At 72.3% G+C, this 23998-nt stretch carries 19 protein-coding genes; 7 read left to right on the top strand and 12 right to left on the bottom strand.

The features are described 5' to 3' along the window. Positions 1-4: 4 nt before the first annotated feature. Positions 5-1852, bottom strand: a complete 1848-nt coding sequence (locus tag ACWFR3_RS28810) for a transketolase (RefSeq protein WP_453737561.1) — start codon at positions 1850-1852, stop codon at positions 5-7. A gap of 290 nt (positions 1853-2142) precedes the next feature. Between ACWFR3_RS28810 and ACWFR3_RS28805 the strand changes: the two genes are divergently transcribed. The 6 genes from ACWFR3_RS28805 (at position 2143) to ACWFR3_RS28780 (ending at position 7736) form a co-directional block, all read left to right on the top strand. Further along, positions 2143-3243 (top strand): enolase C-terminal domain-like protein, encoded by a 1101-nt coding sequence (locus ACWFR3_RS28805; RefSeq protein ID WP_453737560.1) that lies wholly within the window; start codon positions 2143-2145, stop codon positions 3241-3243. Between the two features lie 28 nt (positions 3244-3271). Further along, entirely contained in the window at positions 3272-3859 is a 588-nt protein-coding gene (locus tag ACWFR3_RS28800) for a hypothetical protein (protein WP_453737559.1), read from the top strand. A gap of 10 nt (positions 3860-3869) precedes the next feature. Further along, a complete protein-coding gene (locus tag ACWFR3_RS28795; RefSeq protein WP_397715317.1) occupies positions 3870-4223 on the top strand; it encodes a VOC family protein in 354 nt (117 codons plus the stop codon). A gap of 91 nt (positions 4224-4314) precedes the next feature. Beyond that, on the top strand, positions 4315-4959 hold the full coding sequence (locus ACWFR3_RS28790; RefSeq protein WP_453737558.1) for a GntR family transcriptional regulator: 645 nt from the start codon (positions 4315-4317) through the stop codon (positions 4957-4959). Positions 4960-5112: 153 nt separating this feature from the next. Next, positions 5113-6393, top strand: coding sequence for an amidohydrolase family protein (locus tag ACWFR3_RS28785; protein WP_453737557.1), 1281 nt, complete (start codon positions 5113-5115; stop codon positions 6391-6393). Positions 6394-6437: 44 nt separating this feature from the next. Then, on the top strand, positions 6438-7736 hold the full coding sequence (locus ACWFR3_RS28780; RefSeq protein WP_453737556.1) for an amidohydrolase family protein: 1299 nt from the start codon (positions 6438-6440) through the stop codon (positions 7734-7736). 58 nt (positions 7737-7794) lie between these two features. Here the strand turns inward: ACWFR3_RS28780 and ACWFR3_RS28775 are convergent, their stop codons facing one another. From ACWFR3_RS28775 to ACWFR3_RS28735, 9 genes are all read right to left on the bottom strand, one after another. Continuing rightward, on the bottom strand, positions 7795-9777 hold the full coding sequence (locus ACWFR3_RS28775; protein ID WP_453737555.1) for a DUF5107 domain-containing protein: 1983 nt from the start codon (positions 9775-9777) through the stop codon (positions 7795-7797). A gap of 82 nt (positions 9778-9859) precedes the next feature. After that, positions 9860-10411 carry a GNAT family N-acetyltransferase gene (locus ACWFR3_RS28770; RefSeq protein ID WP_453737554.1) on the bottom strand — a complete coding sequence of 184 codons (552 nt, stop codon included), beginning with the start codon at positions 10409-10411 and terminating at the stop codon, positions 9860-9862. Positions 10412-10462: 51 nt separating this feature from the next. Continuing rightward, a complete protein-coding gene (locus tag ACWFR3_RS28765) occupies positions 10463-10711 on the bottom strand; it encodes a DUF1049 domain-containing protein (protein ID WP_453737553.1) in 249 nt (82 codons plus the stop codon). 138 nt (positions 10712-10849) lie between these two features. Then, the gene (locus ACWFR3_RS28760; protein WP_453737580.1) at positions 10850-12595 is read right to left on the bottom strand and encodes a CocE/NonD family hydrolase; all 1746 of its coding nucleotides are present in this window, start codon (positions 12593-12595) and stop codon (positions 10850-10852) included. Positions 12596-12834: 239 nt separating this feature from the next. Further along, positions 12835-13758, bottom strand: a complete 924-nt coding sequence (locus tag ACWFR3_RS28755; protein ID WP_453737552.1) for a S66 peptidase family protein — start codon at positions 13756-13758, stop codon at positions 12835-12837. Then, entirely contained in the window at positions 13755-15740 is a 1986-nt protein-coding gene (locus tag ACWFR3_RS28750; RefSeq protein WP_453737579.1) for a prolyl oligopeptidase family serine peptidase, read from the bottom strand. The genes ACWFR3_RS28755 and ACWFR3_RS28750 overlap by 4 nt, the downstream gene beginning before the upstream one ends. A gap of 36 nt (positions 15741-15776) precedes the next feature. Next, a complete protein-coding gene (locus ACWFR3_RS28745; protein ID WP_453737551.1) occupies positions 15777-17129 on the bottom strand; it encodes a M20/M25/M40 family metallo-hydrolase in 1353 nt (450 codons plus the stop codon). Next, complete coding sequence (locus ACWFR3_RS28740) at positions 17122-17955, bottom strand: M55 family metallopeptidase (protein WP_453737550.1); 834 nt, start codon at positions 17953-17955, stop codon at positions 17122-17124. The genes ACWFR3_RS28745 and ACWFR3_RS28740 overlap by 8 nt, the downstream gene beginning before the upstream one ends. Before the next feature lie 6 nt (positions 17956-17961). Further along, entirely contained in the window at positions 17962-19488 is a 1527-nt protein-coding gene (locus ACWFR3_RS28735) for an MFS transporter (protein WP_453737549.1), read from the bottom strand. Positions 19489-19633: 145 nt separating this feature from the next. Between ACWFR3_RS28735 and ACWFR3_RS28730 the strand changes: the two genes are divergently transcribed. After that, a complete protein-coding gene (locus tag ACWFR3_RS28730; protein WP_453737548.1) occupies positions 19634-20575 on the top strand; it encodes a LysR family transcriptional regulator in 942 nt (313 codons plus the stop codon). A 97-nt stretch (positions 20576-20672) separates the two neighbouring features. Here ACWFR3_RS28730 and ACWFR3_RS28725 read toward each other — a convergent pair whose 3' ends face one another. Beyond that, positions 20673-21392, bottom strand: a complete 720-nt coding sequence (locus ACWFR3_RS28725) for a class I SAM-dependent methyltransferase (RefSeq protein WP_453737547.1) — start codon at positions 21390-21392, stop codon at positions 20673-20675. A gap of 149 nt (positions 21393-21541) precedes the next feature. Further along, complete coding sequence (locus ACWFR3_RS28720) at positions 21542-23977, bottom strand: SpoIIE family protein phosphatase (RefSeq protein WP_453737546.1); 2436 nt, start codon at positions 23975-23977, stop codon at positions 21542-21544. Positions 23978-23998: the final 21 nt, after the last annotated feature.

Genomic DNA, 23998 nt, shown 5'->3' with positions numbered 1-23998 from the left:
GGGCTCACCGTACGACGGCCTGCTCCACGAGCAGCCGCGCCGCCGCCGCGATGGACTCGGCGTCGATACCGGCCGCGTGCAGTTGCTCATCGGGAGTGGCCGAGCCCGGCATCGACTTCACCGCGAGCCGCGCGAGGCGCGGCACCGGGCCCCCGTCGCTGAACGCCTCCGCGACGGCGTCGCCGATGCCGCCCTCAGGCCGGTGGTCCTCCACGGTGAGCAGGCAGCCGGTACGGTCCGCGGCCTCGCGCAGGGTCGCGCGGTCGACCGGCTTGACCGAGTACAGGTCGATGACCCGCACCTGGATGCCCTCACGGTCCAGGTACTCGGCCGCTGTCAGGGCCTCGTGCACGGTCACGCCCGCGGCGACCAGCGTGAGCCGGTCGGCGTCGGACGAGCGCAGGACCTTGGAGCCGCCGACCGGGAACTCCTCGCCGGGTCCGTAGATGACGGGCGTGTCCCCGCGCGACGTACGCAGGTACCGCACACCGTCCAGGTCCGCCATCTGCGCGATGAGCCGCCCCGTCTGGTGGGCGTCGCACGGATACAGGACCGTCGAGCCGTGCACGGCGCGGAGCATCGCCAGGTCTTCCAGGCCCATCTGGGAGGGCCCGTCCTGGCCGATGGCCACACCCGCGTGGGAGCCGACGAGATTGATGCCGGCGCCGCTGATCGCCGCCATCCGGATGAAGTCGTGGGCGCGGGTGAAGAAGGCGGCGAACGTGGCCGCGTACGGGACCCAGCCGCGGACCGCCAACCCCACTGCGGCGGCCACGAGTTGCTGCTCGGCGATGTAGCACTCGAAGTACCGCTCGGGGTGCTCCTTGGCGAAGTACTCGGTCCGCGTGGAGTCGCCGACCTCCCCGTCCAGGGCCACGACGTCGCCGCGCGCCGTCCCGAGCGCGGTGAGCGCCTGGCCGTAGGCGTCGCGGGTGGCGACGGAGTCGCCCGTCTCGTGGCGCGGCAGTTCCAGATGACCGGTGCGGGTGGCGTGCAGCGCCCGCGCGGCGGCGGGCTTGCGCACCTCGACGTGCACGTCCTGTACGCCGCCCAGCTCCTCGATCGCCGCCGCGGCGTCCGGCAGCGGCTTGCCGTGCATGCCCTCGCGGTCCTCGACGGAGGCGACGCCCTTGCCCTTGACGGTGCGGGCGAGGATGGCCGTGGGCTGCCCCTTGGTGGAACGCGCCTGCCCGAAGGCGCGCTCGACCGCGTCCAGGTCGTGGCCGTCGATCTCGACGACATGCCAGCCGAAGGCGGCGAAACGGCGGGCGTAGGCATCCAGGTCCCATGCGTGGCGGGTGGGGCCGCGCTGCCCGAGGCGGTTGACGTCGATGACGGCGGTCAGATTGTCCAGGTGCTCGTACCCGGCGTGCTCGGCGGCCTCCCACACCGAGCCCTCCGCCAGCTCGCTGTCGCCGCACAGCACCCAGACCCGGTAGGGGATCCGGTCGAGCCGTTTGCCCGAGAGGGCCATGCCGACGCCGATGGGCAGCCCCTGGCCGAGGGACCCGGTGGCGACCTCGACCCACGGAAGGCGGCGCGGGGTGGGATGCCCTTCCAGGCGGCTGCCCTGTTCGCGGAAGGTCAGCAGCTCGCTGTCGGTGATCACGCCCGCCGCCTTGTACGCCGCGTACATGAGCGGCGAGGCATGGCCCTTGGAGAGGACGAAGCGGTCGTTGCCGGGGTGGTCGGGCCGGTCGAAGTCGTAGTGCAGATGGTCCGCGAGGAGCACCGCCATCAGGTCGGCGGCGGACATCGAGGAGGTGGGGTGCCCTGAGCCCGCGGCATCCGCGGCCCGGACGGAGTCGACCCGCAGCTGCCTGGCGAGCTGGGCGAGTTCACTGGTGGTCATGGCGGGTCCTCCTTGGACGGGGCTCTCGGTTCCGGCGGTCCGCGGGTGGCATCGGCCGTCGGTTCCCGGGTCGCGAGACCTCCCGACGACCCTGGCACGCGGGTCCCTCGGTTCCCCGGGCGAATCGCCGCCAAACTCCGCCGGACTCCGGGGCGGGGGCGGCGCGGCCTCCGTTTGCCCGCCGGGCAAAGGGATACCCGTACGACGCGCCGCCGCAGGTGCCGGGGCCCCAGCCGCCTCCTACGCCTCCCGCGGCCCCCCACTCACGCACGTGATCCAGGACGGTCCCGATGAAGGACGCAGTGCCCATCGAAAGCCCCGCCGTATCCGCCTACCTCGTGCCAGCGGACGCCCCCGAGGCGGACGGCACCTTCGCCTGGGAGAGCACGACCATCGTGTTCGTCGAGGTGACCGCGGGCGGCGCCACGGGCACGGGCTGGACCTATGCCCCCGCGTCCACCGTGTCCCTGATCGCCGAGCAGCTGGGCCCGGCCGTCGCGGGCCTCGACGCGCTCGACATCCCTGCGGCGCACGCGGCGATGACGAAGGCGGTCCGCAACACCGGCCGGGCCGGTGCCGCCTCCTGCGCCGTGTCCGCGATCGACATCGCCCTGTGGGACCTGAAGGCACGCCTCCTTGAGCTTCCGCTCGTACGCCTCCTGGGCGCGGCCCGCGACGAGGTCCCCGTCTACGGCAGCGGGGGCTTCACCACGTACCACGACACGCATCTGGCGGCCCAGCTCAACGGCTGGGTGCACGGCCAGCGCATACCCCGCGTGAAGATCAAGGTCGGTGAGGGGTGGGGGCGGGCGGTCACCCGTGACGTGCTGCGGGTGCGCACCGCGCGTGACGTCATCGGACCGCAGGCCGAGCTGTACGTCGACGCGAGCGGCGGCTACAACCGCAAGCAGGCGATCCGGGTGGGCCGGGCGCTCGCCGAGCACGGTGTGGGCTGGTTCGAGGAGCCGGTGCCCGAGGACGATCTGCGGGGGCTCGCGCTGGTACGGAACGCGCTGGTCTGCGACGTGACGGCGGGCGGGTACGGCCACGACCTCGCGTACTTCGCACGGATGGTCCCCTCCGTGGACTGCCTCCAGCTGGACGCGACGCGCTGCGGCGGCCTGACCGAATGGCTGCGCGCGGCGGCCCTCGCGCAGGCGCACGGAATCGAGGTCTCGGCCCGCTGCGCCCCGCACGCTCATGCCGCGGTCGCCTCGTGCGTACCGAATCTGCGGCACATCGAGTGGTTCCACGACCATGTGCGGATCGAGTCGATGTTCTTCGACGGCGCCCTCGACCCGACGGGCGGCACCGTCCGCCCCGACGGCGGCATCGGCCACGGCCTGGAGCTGCGGCGCACGGAGGAGGTCGAGGAATACCGGGTCGCGTGAGGGAGTGCGGGCCTGCCACGCTCAGCCGATGCGGGAGACAGAAGCGCTGAAGACGGAAGCACTGCTCATCGGAGGCCGCTCCGGGGCCGGCAAGTCGTCGGTGGGCCGGGAGGTCGCGGCGCTGCTGCGGGCGGCCGACGTGGGCCACGCGTACATCGAGGGGGACGTCCTGGACGCGGTCCACCCGGCGCCGAGGGGCGATCCCGACCGCTCCCGGATCACCGAGCGCAACCTCGCGGCGCTCTGGGCGAACTACACGGACCTAGGCTGCCACCGCCTCGTCTACACGAACTCGGCGAGCGTCCTGGGCAGCGAGGAGTGGCTGTTCACCGGCGCCCTGCGCGGACCGCGCATCATCCGCGTACTCCTCACCGCGACGGACGCCACCGTCGAGGAGCGTCTCACGGCGCGCGAGCTGGGCTCGGAGCTCGAACAGCAGCTGCGCAGAAGCGCGTTCATGGCCGGGCACCTTCAGGAGCACGCGGCCGACGGCACACGTCGCGTGGCGACGGACGGGCGGCGGGTCGGGGAGATCGCGGCCGATGTGGTGGCCGCCACGGGATGGAACTCCCGGAAGTCGCCGGAAACGATCTCGAACGACGGCCGGGCCAACTAGGCTCGCCCGTATGGAGATCCTGGGAGCCACGCTGCGTATCTGCGTCGAGGACCTGGAGTCCTCGGTCGCCTTCTACGAACGCCTCGCGGGCGGTACCGCGCAGCGTTTCGAGCGAGAGGGCGTGTCCGTCGCGGCGGTCGGCTGCTTTCTGTTGATGAGCGGACCCGAGCGCGAGCTGGAGATCCTGCGGAAGGTCTCGGCGACGATCGCGGTACCGGACGTCGACGAGGCGTACTCCGTCCTGAACGCGTCCGGCGCCCGGGTCATCGCGGGCCCCGTCCCGACGCCGGTGGGCCGCAATCTCATCGCGGTGCACCCGGACGGCACGGTCTTCGAGTACGCGGACCGGCGCCCCGCGACCTGACCGGTCTGCCCGTATCCTCCACGGCAGGCAGGCCGAACGGAGGACGGTGCACGTGGCGGGCAGTACGGCGGACGGTACGGAACGGGTCTCGATGAGCGCTCAGGCGCGCGAGGCCGTCCGGCGGCGCATCGTGGACCGCCGCTATCCGCTGGGCTCGCGGCTGGTGGAGCGCGAGGTCGCCGAGGAGCTGCGGATGTCGCGGGTCCCGGTGCGGGAGGCGCTGCGCGCGCTGGTCGCCGAGGGCCTCCTCGAACTCCTGCCGCACAGCGGGGTGCGGGTGCGCCGCCTGGAGCGGTCCGACGTACGGCACCTGTACGAGGTGTGGGAGCCGCTCGCCGTCCAGGCGTCCCGGCTCTCCGCGCGCCGGGTGGCGGCGAGCGCGCCGGACGAGCCGCCTGAGCTGGCCGCGCTGCGCGCCACGCTCGGCCAGGCCGAGCGGGCGTCGGACGTGGACGACGGGCCGCGCGAGGTCGCCGCACATACGGCGTTCCACGACGGCATCGTGGCCCTCTCCGGCAACCCTCTGCTCGCCCGCACGATGGAGCAGCTGAGCTGGCAGCTCCAGCTCCTGTTCGGCATGCGCGCCGAGCCGGACCACATGCGGGCCCAGCACGACCTCATCTACCGCCATATCGCTTCGGGCGACGAGGAGACGGCGGCCGCGAGCACGCTGCTGCATGTGCGGGACAGCCAGGCGGTGGCATTGCGGGCGCTTTTCGAGGAAAACGACTCTTAAGCGCTCTGTATACCAAGCCCCTCATGTCGGTCACCCCTGCGAGCTCCAGCTCGCCCATACCTGTACATTTACCCGCCACTCCTTGCGGGCCACTCCGGCTTGGTATACAAACTGCGGACGCGTTCCCTCCACAACCCGTCCTGGAGCAGCCCCATGTGCGTCGAGTCCATCCCTCCGCCCTCCTCACGGCTCACCCGGCGCGGCGTCCTCGCCGGTGCGGCGGCGCTCGCCGGGACCACGGCCGCGCTGACCGCCGCAGCGCCCCGGGCGAGCGCGAGCACCCCCGCACGCGAGGGGCGGCGGACCGGCGGCGATCTGGTCGTCGAGGGCGGCACCCTCCTCGACCCGGCGACCGGCGAGGTGACCGAGGACGCGGTGGTCGTCATCGCGGACGGCGTGGTCCGCTCGGCGGGCAGGCGCGGCCGGACCGGGGTGCCCGAAGGCGCCGAGGTGCTCCAGGCGCACGGGCGCTGGATCCTGCCGGGGCTCGTCGAGGCGCACATCCACCTCAACACCGCCGCCGAGGCGCGCGACGCGGTGCTGCTCGGCGCGACCAGCGCCCGCAGCGGCTCGACCAACTTCTACCAGGACATCGCCGTACGGGAGCTGGCCCGCGAGGCACCGAAGCAGGCGCCCCGCCTGCGGGCCGCGGGCATCTTCGTGACGCCCGACCTCGGCGACACGATCCTCGCCGACCCGGAGCTGACCCCGCTGGCCAGGCTGCGGGACGGCGTGCGCTCGCCCGAGGCGCTGCGCCGCGTCGTCGAGGTCAACCTCGCCCGTGGGGCCGACGTCATCAAGACCAGGGTCAACGAGCGGGCGGGGCTGCCCGAGCAGGACCCGCTGGCCCAGGTGTACGACCGCGAGCAGCTGTCCGCCGTGGTCGCGGCGGCCCGGCGCGGCGGCAAGGGCGTGCTCTGCCACAGCTACAGCGAGAAGGGCTGCCACGACGCCGTCATGGCGGGCATCCGCTCCCTGGAGCACGGCGCCTTCGTCGGCGAGCACACGCTGCACGAGATGCGGCGCAGGGGCACGTACTTCACGCCGACCCTCACCGCCATCGCCGGTCTCGCCGAGTCGTCGGACCCGGTGCTCGCGGAGCGCGGCCGTCAGTACCTGCCGGTCCTGAAGCGGGCCGTGCTCGCCGCGCACGAGATGGGGGTGCCGCTCGCGGCGGGCACGGACTCCTCCGGCGGGAAGATCAAGCCCATCGGCCGCGAGGTGGAGCTGATGCGCGCGGCGGGGCTCTCCGCGCTCGACGCGATCCGCACGGCCACCACCGGTGCCGCCAGGCTGCTCGGCCTGGAGCGCACGGCGGGCCGGCTCGCGCGCGGCTTCGCCGGTGACGTGCTCCTCGTGGACGGCGATCCGCTGTCCGACGTGACGGTCCTCAAGAAGCCCGTACGCGTGGTCCGTTCGGGCATCGCGCTCTGAATCCCGCCGAGTCACCGAGTCCCCCACCCCTGAAGGAGACCCCCATGACGCCTCTCTCCCGTCGCGGCATACTCGCCGGTGCCGCCGCCATCGCGGGCACCGGAGCCGCCCTTTCGGCCGCGACTCCGGCCGCCGCCGCTTCCCGCGGCGGCGACGGCAAGCACCCCAAGGCCGTGGTCTTCCGCAACGTCCGCCCCTTCGGCGCGAAGACCCCCGTGGACCTCACGGTGGTCGACGGCCGGATCACGGACGGCCCGGCGCCCAAGGGCGCCAAGGTGATCGACGGCGGTGGCCGCGTCGCCCTGCCCTCGCTCGTGGACGCCCACATCCACCCGGACAAGACCACCTGGGGCAGCTCCTGGGTGACGCGGAAGCCGGCAAGCGGTATCGCCGACTACTGCGAGCAGGACGTGGAGATCTTCAAGAGCCAGCCGCGCCCGGTCGGCGAGCGCGCGTACGGCCTGATGTCGCACGCCGTGACCCGCGGCACCCGCGCGATGCGCGCCCACGTGGACGTGGCGCCCGCCTACGACCTGGCCGGGGTCGAGGGCGTGAACGAGGCCCGTAAGCGCCTCGGGCACGCACTCGACGTACAGGTCGTGGCCTTCCCGCAGCACGGCGTGATCCGGACCCCTGGCACGGCGGAGCTCCTTGAGGAGGCGGCCCGTTCCGGCGCCATCGACCTGGTCGGCGGCATCGACCCGATCAGCTTCGACAACGCCATGGACGAACAGCTCGACCTGGTCTTCGGCCTCGCGGACCGCCACGGTGTCGGCGTGGACATCCACCTGCACGACCGTGACGAGAAGGGCACCAAGGTCCTGCGGGCGATCATCGAGCGCACCAAGGCGCTCTCCCTGCGCGGCAAGGTCACCGTCAGCCACGTCTTCTGCCTGCCGAACCTGTCCGACGGCGACCTGGGCAAGATGGCGGCCGACCTGGGCGAGCAGGACATCTCCCTGACGACGGTCGCGCCGAACGAGTCGCTCGTCCTGCCGATCGCGAAGCTGCGCGAGCACGGCGTGCGGGTCGGGCTCGGCTCGGACGGGGTCCGCGACGCGTGGAGCCCGTTCGGCAACGCCGACATGCTGCACCGCGCGCACATCCTGGGCTGGGTCACCGACGTCCGCCTCGACGAGGAACTGGCCGACTGCTACGACGTGGGCGCGCACGGCGGCGCCGACGTGATGGGCCTGGACCACGCGGACCTGAAGCCCGGCGCCCCCGCCGACTTCATCCTCGTACGCGGCGAGAACGTCCAGCAGGCCCTGGTGGACATGCCGCAGCGGGACATGGTCGTGCACGGCGGCCGTGTCGTGGCCAGGAACGGCGAGCTGGCGTAGCCGGTCTCCTGGCACGCCCGGCACTCCCGGGGGGCGGCTGCCCCGCCCCCCGGGTACCTCACTCCCGCGAAGCCGCCGGCCGCATCCGGTAGTCGTACCGGGCGGGCAGTTCCTCGTCGGTCGTGGCGCGCCACAGCTCGCCGAGCACCTCGGCGCCCTCGCGCAGGTCGGCCACCTCGAAGCCCTCGTCGAAGACCGCACGGGCCGCGTCCCGCTCCCCCTCCGCGAGGAGCAGTTGGACCTCCACGAGGCGGAAGCGGCCCTCCGCGCGCGTGGCCGGCCGCAGGCGCTCCCACACGCCGCGCGCCGCCTCCTGCCGTCCGGCCGCGAGGAGGACGGCTATCGCCTCCCTGCCGAGGGCCGCACTGGCCGACGTCCACAGGACACCGTCGTCGCGCCGCTCCTGGCACAGGTCGTCGAAGGCTTCCGCGTACCGGTCGGCGGCGCGCTCGATGTGGCCCGCGTCCTGGTCGGCGACCGCCAGGCACCGCAGCAACGGCCAGCGCGAGGGGGCGAGTCCGAGGCCGCGCTCCCAGCTGCGCACCGCCTGCGCCCGGTCACCCGCGTGCCACTGCGCGACACCCAGGTGGTACTCGGCGACCGGCCGCGCGGGCGCCGTCTCCAGCATGTCCCGCCAGTGCGGAGCCACCAGGGTCGGACCCGGCGGCGCGACCCGCCGTGGCTCCGGCACCGCTCCGGAGTGCAACAGCTCGAGCCACGGCTCCTGTTCGGGACCCAGCGTGGACTCGGCGAAGGGCGTGCCCGGCAACTTGTAGGCGGCGCGCAGGACTTCGAGCGCACCCCACCCGGACCCGGTGGCGAGCACCTCCCCCGGTTCGTTGTCGGCACACGGCCGCCACGCGTCGTACGCCTCCTCCACGGCGACCCGCGGCAGCGCGTCCGCGAGCCGGGCCTGCACCTCGTCACGGGCGGCCCGCCAGTCACCGCCGTGCACGGGACCCGGCTCCGCCGACAGCGGCCCGTACGACTCCAGCCACGCGAACTCGGCTTCGGCGTCCAGGCGTACGTGCTCCAGCTGGGTCCGCGCGAGGCCCGCCTGGATCTCCGCGTACCCGCCGGTGCCGGGCTCCGTCAGCCACTCCTGCCAGCGCTGCCCGCCCGTGCCGGAACCCCACACGAAGAGCTTGCGGCCGCGAAGGAGGTCGGTCGACGTCTGGACGAGGCCGTACCCGTCGTCGTCGAGCGCGGCTATCCAGCGCCGTGCCCGGTCCGGTACGTCGTAGAAGTAGTCGGCGGCGTACTCGCTGCGCGGCGGATACGTCCGGTCCATCCCGTCGGTCTCCGGCACCGGCACCTTGCTCAGACCGCCCGAGTACCCGAAGTGCCAGGCCTCGTCGGCCGGGGCGATGATCCGGCGCTCCTGCGGCACCGCGATGTTGGACCACCAGTAGACCGGCACCGCCTTCTCGTGCGGGTTGCGGATCCGCACCCCCACGTGCAGGAAGTCGGAGTCATCGGGCAGCCACAGGTCCACCTGGAACGGCACGTCCCGCAGCCGCTCCCACTCCCACAGGCGCAGCATCTCGCCGCCGTCGGGCGCCGTCACGCGCGCCGCGTGCAGCGGGGCGCAGGACAGGGTCGTATGGCCGGTGGCGCCGATGTTCCATTCGATGCCGCCGGAGAACCAGGCGCCGTTGAGCGCGAAGGCGGCGGGCTGCAACACCGGGTTGCGGTAGAGGAGTTCGCGGCCGGTGGGCTTGTGGAAGAGGGAGTGCACGCGGCCGCCGAAGCCGGGCAGGACGGTGGCGCGCAGCCGGTCGTTCTCGATGACCAGCGTGTCGATCGCCGTGTCGGTCCGCTCGCGTCCGTATCCGTCGAGCATGCGTGTGGGCAGGACGCCGCGCAGCGGCTCGTATCCCAGCTGCCGCGCCATGTCGCGTGGCAGTCCCTCTCTGCCGCGCTCGTCCAGGGTGTGCACTTCGCGCAGTGGCCGCAGGGGCGGCAGGGGGTTCTCGGGGCCCAACGGGGCGGCGGGCAGCGTCAGTACGTCACGTCGCACGGTGGTCGTCACGATCACCATGGAACACGGTCGACGCCGTGCCGACCAGGGGCTATCCCGGTCAGGATTGCGCAAAGGCGCGCGGCACCTCCGAGCGGCGCCGCTACTCCGTGGCGGTCAGCGCCCATCGTTCGTGGTCGCGCCAGGCCCCGTCGATGTAGAGGAAGTCCGGGGAGAAACCCTCGAGGCGGTAGCCGCAGCGGCGGGCGAGCGCGATCGAGGCGGTGTTGCCCGGCTGGACGTTGATCTCCAGACGGTGCAGCTTCAGGACGTCGAAGGCGTACCGCGTGACGAGCCCGAGCCCCTCGCTCATCAGGCCGCGCCCCGCGGCGTGCGCGAAGGCGCCGTATCCCAGTGCTCCGCACAGGAAGGCGCCCTCGACGATGTTGTTGATGTTGATGAACCCGGCGATGGCGCCACCGGCCGCGTGCTCACGAGCCCGCTCGCAGACCAGGAACCCGATCCTGCCCCGGCCCTCGATCAGCGCGCCCGCGTACTCCGCGTACGCCTTGTCCGTGGTGGGCGGGAAGAGCCAGGGGGTGTGCAGCTCGCGGCTCTCCCGCGCGCGTGCGGTGAACTCGGGGCCGTCGGCGTAGGTGTAGGGACGTATGACTGCGTGGGGTCCCTCGGCGAGACGCGGGGTTCTGTCGGACATCAGGCCACGCTAACCGCTGCCGGGACGGGCCCCGGCGTCACCCGCGCGTCCTCACTTGCGCCGCCGGACGAAGTAGGCCCCGCACAGCGCGCCGATCAGGCCGGTGCCGAGCAGCGCCACCCACAGCGGCATGGTCACCTCGGGGATCAGCAGTCTGATCTTGGTGTGGCGGGTGTTCTCGAAGATGAAGATCAGGGTGAGGACGGCGAGCACGGCGACGACGATCCTGCCGGGCGTCAGGAAGCCCTTGGCTCCGCCCGAGCCGCCCTTGGAACCGCCCGAGGAGGTGTTGGGACTCATACGTGGACCTTCCGTCGGAGCTTCGACCGGCCTCCCCCGGTGACCAGCATGGGCAGCTGGGCCGGGTTCGCGCGCGGTGGATGCCCCTGCCGGGTGGAGGTGTGGGCCGTACGGGTGAGTCCGGGAGTCCGGGGAGAGTCAGCGCACGACAGGGAGCCGGAGCACTCCGGTGTCGCCAGGAGCGCTGGTGACGGTCACCGGCTTCACGCCCCTGTTGCCCCCGTAGGCGTCGTCGCTCGCCGCCACCACGAACCGCAGCTTGTGCCCCGCCTCGTACCGGTGCACGATCCCCGGCAGCGACACGGTGAACGGCTTCGTCACGTCCGGCACGCGCACGGGCGACACGAGCCGGTGCACGAGCGTCTTCTTGCCGTCGGGCGCCACGTCGTACAGCTTGGCGAAGAGGACCAGCTTGTCGGCCGCGTCGCCGGAGTTCTGCACCTTCTCGGTCCGGGGCGAGACGACCTTGAGGGTGGCCTTCGCGGAGCCGACGACGTCCACCGGGGCGCTCAGCGGCTCGGTCGTCCAGTCGAGGTAGGTGCCCTTCGTGTCGTGCGGCGCGGGGTCGGGCAGGCCGATGAGTCCGGCCAGGGAGCTCTCGGAGTGGCTCGTGGGGATCAGCCAGTTGCGGTACTCGCGGCTGCCGCGCGCGACCTTCTTGCGGTTGTCGACGAGCTTGCCGTCGCCGGACAGGTACAGCTTCTGGCTCAGGGCGGGCACGTTCGCGGCGGTGGCGTAGGAGCCGTTCGGTCCGCTGTCGGCGGGGACCCAGTCCTGGTGGTAGGCGAAGGCGGGCCCGGTGTCGGCGCCCTTGTTCTTCCTCAGGTAGCGGTCGAACCACGACAGGACGCGCTTGCCGACGTAGCTCGTCTCCAGGTTGCCCTCGGAGATGTTGAGTTCACCGGACGCCGGGTCGGAGAGCCCGCCGCTGTGGCCCGCCGACTGCCAGATCATCTTCGTCGTGGTGCCCTGCGCCTTGAGCGTCTCGTACGTCGCCTGCGCCTCGCTGAGGTTGAAGAGGCTGTCGACCTGGCCCTGGATGAGGAGCGTCGGCGTCTTGACCTTCGGCAGGTACGAGACGGGCGAGACGCCGCGCGCGTACTCCTGGAGGGCCCGGGTCTTGTCGGCGGGATAGCGGCCGGAATTGAGCGTGCGGATCGTCTCGCAGGCCTTGGTGACGAAGTGCAGGCAGGTGAGGGAGTTGATGCGGGAGGGGTCGAGGCTCGGTTCGAGGAGCGGCTGGCCCTCGCCGATGAGGTAGAAGCCGTTCATCCACTGCCACTTGGAGGCGCCGGGGACGCTGCGGTCGGCGGCGTTGTTCGGGTCGAGCGAGTAGCTCAGGTCGTTCCAGGTGATCATCGGTACGAGGGCGTCGACCCGGCGGTCCACGGCGGCCGTCGCCAGCTGGATCGCCCCGCCGTACGAACCGCCGATCATGCCGACGCGGGGGTCGGACCCGGCGTCCTTGGTGACGTAGTCGATCGTCGTGCCGTCGTCGGCCGCGCGCTTGCCCGCGAGGAAGTCGACTAGCCCGGACGCCGCCTTGCCGTCGGTCTTCGGGTCGTCGAGGGAGATCAGACAGCCGGACTTGCCGAAGCCGAGACCGGAGTAGACGAGCCCGACGTAGCCGCGCTCGGCGAAGGCCTTGCCGGTGGCCGCCGTTCCGCCGTCCGACTTGCTGCCGCCGAAGCCGTTGGTGGTCAGGACGGCGGGGGCGGGGTGCGCGGCGTCCACCCCGGCGGGGCGGTAGAGGTCGGCGTCGATGGTGCATTTCCTGCCGCCCGCGTCGACCGTGAACTTCAGCGCGGTGACCGTGTACTGACCGGTGGCACTCGCGGGCGCGGGTGCCGCGATCGCCAGGGGTGCGGCGAGGGCGGCGCCCATGGCGAGGGCGAGCGGGGCGCGGGCCCGGGGGACGGCACGACGGGATGCGGTACGACGGGACACGAGACCTCCACGCTGAGGACAGCCGACTACCGACCGGTAAGTAACCGGCCAGGGTCATGTTGTGACACGTGTCAGGTGTGGGTCAACGCTCGTGACAGGAGTTTCTCGGCAGAAATTGACGGAGATTCAGTACGGAGATCCAGCGAGGAGAGCGCCCCGCCGTGACGGGGCGGTTCTCAGGCCAGCGCGGGCACGTCGAGCGTCAACGTCGCCGCGTCCGCGTCCAGTTCTCCCGCCGCTCCGAACGGAACCGTCAGCGCCCCGTCGCAGTGCCCGAATCCGAACTCCTCGACGACCGGCACCCCGAGCCCGCCGAGCCGGTCGAGCAGCATGGTCCGCACCGAGTCGTACGGATCGCAGTCCGCCCACGAGCCGAGCACGACCCCGCGCACCCCCTCCAGCCAGCCCGCGCGCGCGAGTTGCGTGAGGTAGCGGTCCAGGCGGTAGTTCTCCTCGCCGATGTCCTCCAGGCAGAGCAGCCCGCCCCCCGCCGACGTGCGCGCCCCGGGGGCGCCGAGGTCAGAGGCGAGCAGGCAGAGGCAGCCGCCGAGCGTGACGCCCCGCGCGCGGCCCGGCACGAGCGCGGTCCCGCCCGAGGCGATCACCTGGACCTGCTCCGGTGCGAGGAGCGTGGCCCTCAGGTGCTCCTGCGCACGGGCGTTCTTGAGGAAGTCCATGGCGGCGACCATCGGGCCGTGCAGCGTGACCAGGCCGAGCCGCGCCGCGAACGCCTCGTGCAGGGTGGTGATGTCGCTGTAGCCGACGAACACCTTGGGGCCTGCCGCCCGCATCGCCGTCCAGTCGAGCAGCTCCACCATCCGCAGTGCGCCGTAGCCGCCGCGCGCGCAGAGCACGGCGGAGACGGAAGGGTCGCACCACGCCTCCTGGAGGTCGCGGGCGCGGTCCGCGTCAGTGCCCGCGAGGTAGTCGAAGCGCGGATGCCGGTCCAGGACGTGCGGGGCGACGACCGGTTCGAGGTCCCAGCCGCGCAGGATGTCGAGGCCCGCCTGGAGCCGCTCCTCGGGGATGGGGCCACTGGGCGCGACGACGGCGACCCGCGCGCCGGGGACCAGCCGCGCGGGACGCTTCAGAGGGTTCACTTGGAGAGCTCCAGGACGGGAGTGGTACCGGCCAGATCCAGGCCGAACACTTGGGCGTACAGGGAGAGTTCGGCCTCCAGGGCGCGGATCAGCGTGTCCACGCGGCGGAAGCCGTGCCCCTCGCCCTCGAAGGCGATGTAGGCGTACGGCACGTCCCGCCCCTCCAGCTCGGAGACGAACCGCTCGGCCTGCTCGGGCGGGCAGATCACGTCGTCCAGGCCCTGGAGCAGCAGGAAGGGCACGCTCACCCGGTCGGCGTGTTCCGCGGGCGAGCGCTCCACGTACCGCGTGGGCACCTCGTCGAACGGCCCGATCATCGAGTCCAGGTACCGCGACTCGAAGTCGTGGGTCCCGCCCGCGGCCCACTCCGTGAGGTCGAGGACGGGGTAGATGATCGTGCCGCAGGCGTACACGTCCGTCGTGGTCAGCGAGGCCGCCGTGGTCCAGCCGCCCGCGCTGCCGCCCCGGATCGCCAGGCGGTCGCGGTCGGCGGTGCCCTCGTCGGCCAGCGCGAGCGCGACGGCCGCGCAGTCCTCGACGTCGACGATGCCCCACTGCTCGCGCAGGCGGTTGCGGTACGCGCGGCCGTAGCCCGTCGAGCCGCCGTAGTTGACCTCGGCGACACCGATGCCGCGCGAGGTGAAATAGGCGATCTCCAGGTCGAGCACGAGCGGGGAGCGGCTGGTGGGGCCGCCGTGCACCCACACGACGTACGGCGGGAGTTCGTCGTCGGGGGCGACGCGGGTCGGGTGGTGCGGCGGGTAGACGTGCGCGTGGATCTCGCGGCCCGCCGGGCCGCTGAAGGTGCGGATGCGCGGCTCGGGGTAGTAGGCGGTGTCCACCGGGTCGTCGTGCGCGGCGCCGATCACCCGGGCGCGCCCTGTGCTGGTGTCCAGCTCCACGACCTCGTACGCGCTGCGGGGGCTGGCCGCGACGCCGACGGCGCGGCTGCCGTTGACCGCGACGGTCGCCGACCACTCCGTCCAGGGGCCCGCCGCGTCGACGACCTCGCCGGTCTCCGGGTCGAGCACGCCGAGCGCGGTGGCGCCCTTGCCGTGCACGACGGCGACCAGGCCGCTGTCCAGGGGCGCGAACCAGCCGGAGCCGAGCTGCCACAGGGGTCCGCCGAACTCCTCGTCGCGCGGACAGACCGGCGCTCCGTTCCCGCCGTCCGCCGGGTCCGTGCGGTAGAGGTTCCACCAGCCCGTGCGGTCGCTGACGTAGAGGAGCCGTCCGTCGTGCGCCCACTCCACCTGCGCGACGGACTCCTCGGAGCCGCCGGCGATGACCCGCGGCGCGGCGAACGTGCCGTCCTCGCGGACCGTCGCGACCAGGAGTTCCGTGCCGTCCCACGGCATCCGGGGGTGGTCCCAGGCGATCCACGCCACGCGGGCGCCGTCCGGCGAGAGCCGGGGCCCGGTGATAAAGCGGTGCCGGTCGTCGGAGAGTTCACGCACCGCCGAGCGGTCGTCGGCGGCCGAGCCGTCGAGCGGGACGGCGACGGCGACCCGCCGTATGTCGGTGGACGCCTCCCCGGTGAACTCTTCCATGACGCACCAGACTTCGCCCCGGTCCAGGTGCACGCACGGATCGATGAACCGCAGGCCGCCGCCCACGCCGGAGAGCGGGGTCAGCGGGCGCGGCGCGGCGCCCGCGGTGTCGGGCTCGTAGGCGTACAGGCGCTGGTCGGCGAAGTTCGCGAACACCACGAAGGGGCCGTCAGGGCCCTCGGCCCCGGCCCACGAACGCCCCCCGTACTCCATGACCCGGCTGCGCACGTTCCACGGCTCGGGCAGCACGGACTCCTCCGCGCCGTCAGGACGCCGCCGGACCAGGGCGCGCCTGCCGCCTTCGGCGGGCCTCGGCTCGGTCCACCACGCCTCGTCACCGACGAAGCCCACGTGGCCCGGGGAGCCGTCGTGGGCGGCGGCGAGTGCCGCGTCGATGGGTGACGGCCATGATCCGTAAGCCTGGGTCTCCATCATGTCCTTCTCTTCCCCCATGATCGGTTGTGTGCCCTAGGCCGTTCTCAGATAGCGGTCGAGGACGCGGACCCCGAAGTGCAGCGCGTCGACCGGCACGCGCTCGTCGACTCCGTGGAAGAGCGCTTGGTAGTCGAAGCCCTCCGGTGTCTTCAGCGGCGTGAAGCCGTAGCCCGTGATGCCGAGTCGCGAGAACTGCTTGGCGTCCGTGCCGCCGGACATGCAGTACGGCACGACATGCCCCTCGGGCGCGAACTCCTCGACTGCCGCGCGCATCTTCGCGTACGTCGAGGAGTGGACCGGCGCCTGCAGCGCCACCTCGCGGTGGTGGAACTCCCAGTCGACGTCGACTCCGGTGAGCCGGTCAAGGGTGGCGGCGAACTCTTCCTCGCCGCCGGGCAGAAAGCGGCCATCCACGTGGGCGACGGCCTCGCCGGGGATCACATTGACCTTGTAGCCGGCCTGCAGCATCGTCGGGTTGGCGCTGTTGCGCACGGTGGCCTCGACGAGGGAGGCGGCGGGGCCGAGCTTCTCCAGGAGCATGTCCACGTCGAATCCGGGCGCGTCCAGGTCCGCGTCCAGGCCGTACAGCGCGGCCAGTTCGGTCAGCGCCGCCCGGACCGTCGGTGTCAGACGCAGCGGCCAGCGGTGGCTCCCGATGCGGGTGATCGCGGCCGAAAGCCTGGTGACGGCGTTCTCGTGGTTCACCTTCGAGCCGTGGCCCGCCCTGCCGCGCGCGGTCAGCGTGAGCCAGCCGGTGCCGCGCTCCCCCGCCGCGATGCCGTAGAGCTGGTTGCCGCGCCCGTCGTGGAAGGTGAAGGCACCGGACTCGCTTACCCCCTCCGTGCAGCCCTCGAAGAGCGAGGCGTGCTGGTCGGCGAGGAACCCGGAGCCGTCGACGGCGCTCGCCTCCTCGTCGGCGGTGAACGCGATCACGATGTCGCGGCGGGGCCGCACTCCCTGGCGCGCCCAGCCGCGCACCACGGAGAGGATCATCGCGTCCATGTTCTTCATGTCGACGGCGCCGCGGCCCCATACGACGCCGTCGCGGATCTCCCCGGAGAAGGGGTCCACGCTCCAGTCGGCGGCCTCGGCCGGAACGACGTCCAGGTGGCCGTGCAGGAGCAGCGCGTCGGCCGAGGGGTCGGTGCCCTCGATGCGCGCGACGACGTTCGTGCGCCCCGGTGTGCGCTCCAGGAGGCGAGGTTCGAGCCCGGCTCCGGCGAGGCACTCGGCGGCGTACTCGGCGGCGGGCCGCTCGTGGCAGTCGCCGCCGCCCCGGTTCGTGGTGTCGATGCGGATGAGATCGGAGGTGAACCGGACGACCTCGTCGAGCGCCTGCTCGTCGACGTGTCCGGCGGCCTGATGCCCCGGCTGCTCCTCAGCCATATTGTTCCTCCACAGCCGCAGACGCGATCGTCGTGACCGCCTTGAACGTACGAATGCCCTCGTACATGGTTTCGCTGGTGTACGCGATCTTCCGCTCGCCGGTGCGCCGCACGCCCGGCACCACGGTGGACGCCATGGACAGGTGCTCGGCGTCGAATTCGAGCTCCACGGTGAACGGGCCGCCTTGAACCGGATCGTGGCGCACGGCGAGCGGCGCCGCCTCCTTCGCCGCGGCCCGGATGTCCGCGGCGGTCCGCCGCGGGGTGCGGCAGACCGCCGCGTAGCGCGACACGTGGTCCTTGACGGCGACCTTCAGCGCGCCTGGCGCATAGCCGAGCGCGTCGTCGCAGGCCAGGTCGTCACCGGTGACGAGGACGACGGGCACTCCGTACTCGGCGACGACGTGGGAGTTGAGCAGCCCCTCGCTCGCCCGGTCGCCGTTGACCCACACGCCGGTGATCGAGTTGGCGAGGTAGGTGTGCGCGAGCACACCCTCCATGCCGGCGCCCGCGTGGTAGCCGATGAAGGCGATGCCGTCCACGTCGTCGTGCTGTACGCCCTCGACCATGGAGAGGGACTTGTGCCGCCCGGTGAGCATCTCGGCCCGCTCGTCGAGGTCCTCCAGGAGGAGGTTGCGCATGGTCCAGTGCGCCTCGTTGACGAGCACCTCGTCGGCTCCGCCGTCGAAGAATCCGAGCACGGCGGCGTTCACGTCCGAGGTGAACATCGAACGGCACCTCTCCCACTGCGGCGTGCCGGGCAGCACGTCGGCCGGCCAGGTCACGCCCGTGGCGCCCTCCATGTCGGCGCTGATCAGGATCTTCATGCCGCCTCACGCTACGCGTTCACCCACTCCTGGACCAGATCCGTCAGCCATCGCGTCGCGTGCCCCCGCGTCCCCGTTCCGGACGGGCCCGGCGCCGGACGCGGCCACCGTGCCCCGCCGCGAACGGAGCCCGAAGGCGCTGATCAGGGCGGCGAGCAGAGCTGCCGCGAGCGGGACCCACAGGGCCGCGTGGTAGCCGTCGAGGAGGGCTTCGGGTGAACTCGACGTGGTGGCCCAGACGTTGACGGCGGATGCCGCGGAGAGACCGAGCGCGGCCCCGAACTGGAAGGCGGTGTAGAGCAGCCCGCCGGCCAGGCCCTGCTCCTCCTCCTTGACGCCCTCGGTGGCGACGATGGTGAGCGGTCCGTAGCTGAGGGCGAAGGCGACGCCGAGGAGGATCAGGCTCGGGAACATCGCCAGGTACGTCCAGTCGGCGCCGACCGGCAGGAACAGCGCGTAGGAGAGCGCGGCGAGCAGCAGTCCGCCGAAGATCGCTCTGGCGTTGCCGAGCCGCTCGACGATCCGGGGCGTGACGGTGGGCGAGAGGACCGCGTCGATCCCGATGACGATCATCGCGAGGCTGGTCTGGAGGGTGGACCAGTTCCGCAGCTCCTGGAGGTAGAGGACGACAAGGAACTGGAACCCGAAGAAGCCGCCCGCGAAGAACAGACCCGCGAGGTTGGCGCGGACCAGGGGGCCGCTGCGGAAGATTCCCAGGCGGACGAGGGGCGAGGCCGAGCGTCGCTCGACGGCGACGAAGACGGCGAGCAGGGCGAAGCCCGCCGCGAGGGTGCCGGTCGTGGCGGCGGCGCTCGCGTGGGACGCGCGCTCCACGCCGAGGACGAGCAGCACGATCGCGGCGGTGACCGTGAGGGCGCCCGGCAGGTCGACGCGCTGCCCGGTGCGGTCGGGGCGCGGGGAGCGGGGGACGAAGGCGAGCGCGGCGAGAAGGATCAGGGCGGAGAGCACGACGGGCACGAAGAAGACCCAGCGCCAGCCGAACGCGGTGAGCAGACCGCCGACGACCAGGCCGATCGAGAAGCCGCCCGCCGCGGTGCCGGAGTAGAAGAGCAGCGCCTTGTTGCGGCGCGGGCCCTCCTCGAAACCGGTGGTGATGATGGAGAGGCCCGCGGGGGTCATGAAGGCCGCGGCGACGCCGGTGACGAAGCGGGCGACGATCAGCGTCCAGCCATCGGTGGCGAAGCCGCCCAGCCCGGAGAAGACCAGGAAGACGGAGAGCCAGAAGACGAACATCTGGCGGCGCCCGAAGAGGTCGGCGGCCCGGCCGCCGAGCAGCATGAAGCCCCCGTATCCGAGGACGTAGGCGCTCATGACCCACTGCAGGGACCCGGTGGACAGGCCCAGGTCGGCGCGGATGGACGGCATCGCCACGTTGAGCATGGCCACGTCGATGCCTTCGAGGAAGATCGCGCCGCACAGGACGAGCAGGACGCCCCACTCGCGGGGCTCGAAGGCGACCCGGGAGGCGCGCGGCGCCCCGGCTGATGATTCTCTCTGCGAACTCGAACTCACGTCAGCTCTCCGCCGATCGACCGGTACCGCCGGGGATTTCCCGGCCCACTCACCCTCGATCAGGGCGCTGTGACGGAACAACGGCGAAGAGCGCAACGTTCGTTCAACCAGGTTTACCGATCCGAGCTGCCCCGGGGGGACGTCGATGGAACGCGATGAACTGGAGTGCTTTCTGCTGCTCGCCGAGGAGCTGCACTTCGGCCGGACGGCCGAGCGCATGCGGCTCTCCCGGGCCAGGGTGAGCCAGCTGATCCAGCGCACCGAGCGCCGCGTCGGCGCCCCGCTGTTCGTCCGCACGAGCCGCCGTGTCGGCCTCACCGCGCTCGGCCGCCAGCTCCGCGCCGATCTGGAACCGCACCACCGGGCCATCGACGCCGCCGTGGAGCGGGCCGCGGCCACCGCGCGCGGCATCGACGGTGTGCTGCACGTCGGCTTCGCCAATCCGCTGGCGGGCGAGCTCGTGATGCGGGCGACGGAGGCACTGCGTGTCAGCCATCCGGGGCTCGCGGTGGAGATCTGCGAGGTGCCCCTCGGCGATCCGTACGGGCAGTTGCGCAAGGGCGAGTTCGACGTGCAGCTCACGGAGTTCCCGGTGCGCGAGGAGGACCTGGGGGGCGGGCCCGAGCTGCTCACGGAGGAGCGCGTGCTCGCGATCGCCTCGTCGCATCCGCTGGCCGTACGGGACTCGGTGTCGCTGGATGATCTGGCCGACGTGCCGCTCCTGCCGATCGAGGGCGAGGTGCCCGACTACTGGCTGGAGCACCACGTCCCGTCCCACACCCCGTCCGGCATGCCGATCGCCCGCGGCCCGTCGGTGACCAACATGCAGGAGGCGCTGATGCTGGTCGCGGGCGGCAGGGGCGCGTTCCTCGCTCCCGCGCACACGGGGACGTACTTCGCCAGGCCGGGTGTCGCGTACATCCCCTTCGCCGACGCCGAGCCGGTCCGCTACGGCCTGGTATGGCGGGCCGGCCACGGCACGGGGGCGACGCAGACCTTCGCGCGGACCGCCCGTGAGGTGGCCGGTGAGGTGTCGCGGGGTGACGACCGGCGAACGGCGCCGGGGCCCGTCACCGCGGTGGGCTGAGGTCGGCGCCCTCGGCCGGGGTGCCGTCGCGCGCCACGTAGGGCACGTCCAAGAGACCCATCGCGTCAGCGTACGGACGGTGTGGCGGGACTTGAGTTCACCGGCCCACCACGAGCCACTTCGACGGCAGTTCGATCCGCGTGCCGTCGGGCGTGAACTCGGTGGTGATGAGCGGCAGTTCACCCGAGGCGATGATCGTCAGCCCCGCCGCCGCGAGGTACTCCGGCACCGCCGCGTCCGCGACCTCGCCCGGCGCGATGCCGTGCGCGAACACCGGCGCCAGCTTCGGCGGCGGGCCCTCGGGGCGCTGGGCAAGACCCTTCAGGACCGTACCCGCGGCCTCGGCGAGCTCGACGACGAATGCTCGTCCGCGCTCGCCGACCAGCGCCGCGATGCCCTCGACGAGCGGCCCGCGGTCGGCGGGTTCGCACTGGTGGAGCACCCCGCGCATATAGACGTTCACGTCGCCCAGTTCCGCGTGCAGTTGCTGGGCCTCGGATCTCTCCGCGGCGTCGACCTGCCGGAACTCGACCTGTTCCGCCGGGTCGGCGCGCCGTGCGTGCGCGAGCGCGGCGGCGGACAGGTCGACGCCCAGGACGCGCAGGTAGCGGTCGGCGAGGAAGCGGGTCTGGGTGCCGTTGCCGCAGCCGACGTCCACGACGGGAAGGCCTGCGGCCGTCATGTGCGGTTCGAAGAGGGCGAGATGGATGCCGACGGTGAGCGCGGGTTCGGCGTCCCAGAAGACGGCCCCCGGTTCCTCGGGGGCTTCCCGCCAGAACCCCTCCCAGGCCTCTCTGTACCGACTCGTGACGCTCATGCCCAGCTCCCCAGGATGCGACGACGACCGCCGCCGAAGCCGACGGCAAGATCGGTCTACCGCGCCCGGAGTGCACGGACAAGTCACCGGCGCGAGCATTCACCGCGACTTCAGCGCATTCCCGCCCGGCGTGCGCCCCCGTTGCCCCCTCAGCCCCTTCCCGTGCGAGGCGGCGCCAGCTCGAACCACACGGTCTTGCCGGACGACGTACGGCTGGTCCCCCACTCCTTGGCGAGCACGCTGACGATCCGCAGGCCGCGCCCGAACTCGTCGCGGGGGCCCGCGTTCAGCAGTGTCGGCAGGGTGTGGTCGTCGTCCTCGACCTCACAGATCAGCGTGGTCCCGGAGCGGACGAGACGGAGCTCGACGCGGCGTCCGCGCGAGTGCCGTACGGCGTTGGTGACGAGCTCGCTGACCAAGAGCTCGGCGGTCTCCGACTGGCTCTGGCGGGACCAGCTGATCAGCTGGCCGCGCACCAGGTCGCGGGCCCTGCTCACCTCGCTCGGGTCGAGCGCGAGCCGCCAGCTCGCGACGTCCTCGTCCGCGACGCCGTTCAGGCGTGCCATCAGGAGCGCCACGTCGTCCTTGCGTCCGCCGCGTGTGTTGAGCGCCCGGATGATGGTGTCGCAGGCGTCGTCCATGGAGGCCGCCGGATGCGCGGCGGACTCGGTGAGCGTGGCCAGGCCGACGCCGATGTCCTCGCCGCGCACCTCGACGAGGCCGTCGGTGCACATCAGGAGCCGGTCGCCGGGCGCCACCCGGACGGTGACCGCCTCGAAGGGCACACCGCCGACGCCGATGGGCGCGCCGGTCGGCAGGTCCAGGAGCTCGCTGCGGCCGTCGTCGGCGCGGACCAGGACGGGCGGGATGTGTCCCGCGTTGGCGAGGTGCAGCTCGCTCGCTATGGGGTCGTAGACCGCGTACAGGCAGGTCGCGAGGTAGTGCTCGCCGAGCCGTTGCGCCAGGTCGTCGAGGTTGCGCAGGAGCTGCGCGGGAGGCAGGTCAAGGGCGGCCATGGTCTGCACGGCGGTGCGCAACTGGCCCATCATCGCCGCCGAGTTGAGGCCGTGGCCCATCACGTCGCCGACGACGAGCGCCGTGCGCGATCCGGGCAGTTTCACGGAGTCGAACCAGTCGCCGCCGACCCGGCCCAGGAGCGTGCCCGGCAGATAGCGCGTGGCGATGTCGCAGCCGGTCATGCGCGGTTCGATGTGCGGCAGCATGCTGTCCTGGAGGGTGTCGGCGACGCTCTCCTGGTAGGTGTACATGCGGGCGTTGTCGAGCACGAGGCCGGCGCGGGCGGCGAGTTCGGCGCCGGTGACGCGGTCCATGTCGTTGAAGACGGGCCGCTCCCGGTGGCGCAGCAGGATCATGAATCCGAGCACCACATTGCGGGCCTTGAGGGGCACGACGAGCATCGAGCGGTGGTTGATGAGCGGGCGGATGTCGCGCTTCTCGAACTGCGAGGCGATCGCGTTGCCCATCTCCTCGGTGATGCGCGGCACGAGGACCGGATCGCCGGAGGTCATGCACTGGAAGAACGGCGTGTGCGAGGGGAACGGCATGGATTCGCCGACGGGCACGACGTCGTCCCAGCGGCCCGGCTCGTCCGTGTGCTCCACGGCGACCCGGTGCCACATCGTCGTCTCGTCCGGCGGCCCCTCGGGGAAGCCCTCACCGGCGACGACCTGTTCGCGCAGGTAGGTGCCCGCGACATCCGTGAAGCGGGGCACGACGGCCCGGCTGACCTCGATGATCGTCCGGGAGAGGTCGAGCGACGAGCCGATGCGCCCGCTGACCTCGTTCAAGAACTCCAGGTGCTCGCGCACCGCCGCGTACTCGAGGTCCTGGCCCTCGTCGGGCGTGCCCGGCCCGGGGGTGATGCCTTCGGCGGCGGCCTGCTGGGCGCGCAGCCTGCGCTCCTTGCGCTCGGTGCGCCGCGGCACGCCCCAGTCGGGGGTGACGGGCACCCGGTCGTGCTTGCTGAACTCAAGGACGGGATAGCCCAGTTCGAGGATCTGCGCCACGATGCGGGAGCTCTCGCCCACGCTCATGCTGGGCAGGATCTCGGGAAGCCGGCGCGCCAGCTCGTCCGCTCCGGGGAAGTCCGTGTGCAGGGCGAATCCCGGTGCTATGCGCTCCACCTGGCCCGGGTCCCCGCCCTCCTCGTCGGCAAGGCGGTCGGCGTCGGCCGCGAGCACGAGCAGCCGCTCGGGGCCGGGGCCGACGAGCGGATACGCCCACCACAGGACGTCCACGCGGTGGTTCTCGCCGCCGGGCACGGAGAGCCGCGCGCGCCCGGCCGCGGGGTAGGAGATGCGTCCGTCGAGGGAGGTCTCCAGGTCGGGGCCCAGGCCGTCGTACACACCGAAGTTGGCGTGTTCCTCCGGAATCGCGCCCGACACCGGGAGCAGGTCGCCCGCCGGGCTTCCGACGGCCTCTTCCCTGGAGTACCCGAACAGCTTGCGCGCGCCGGTGCTCCAGTGGGAGACGGAACCGGCGCCGTCGACGACGACCACGGCGAGTGGGATCCGGCCGGCCATGGCAGGCTGCGCCACCGGCCCGCCCGGGCTGCCGTATTCCATGGCGAACGCTCCTTCCGGCGG

The organism is Streptomyces sp. NPDC055189 (assembly GCF_053606765.1).
Note: the sequence above shows the minus strand (reverse complement) of the source record. Positions and strands in the feature narration are given on the sequence as shown.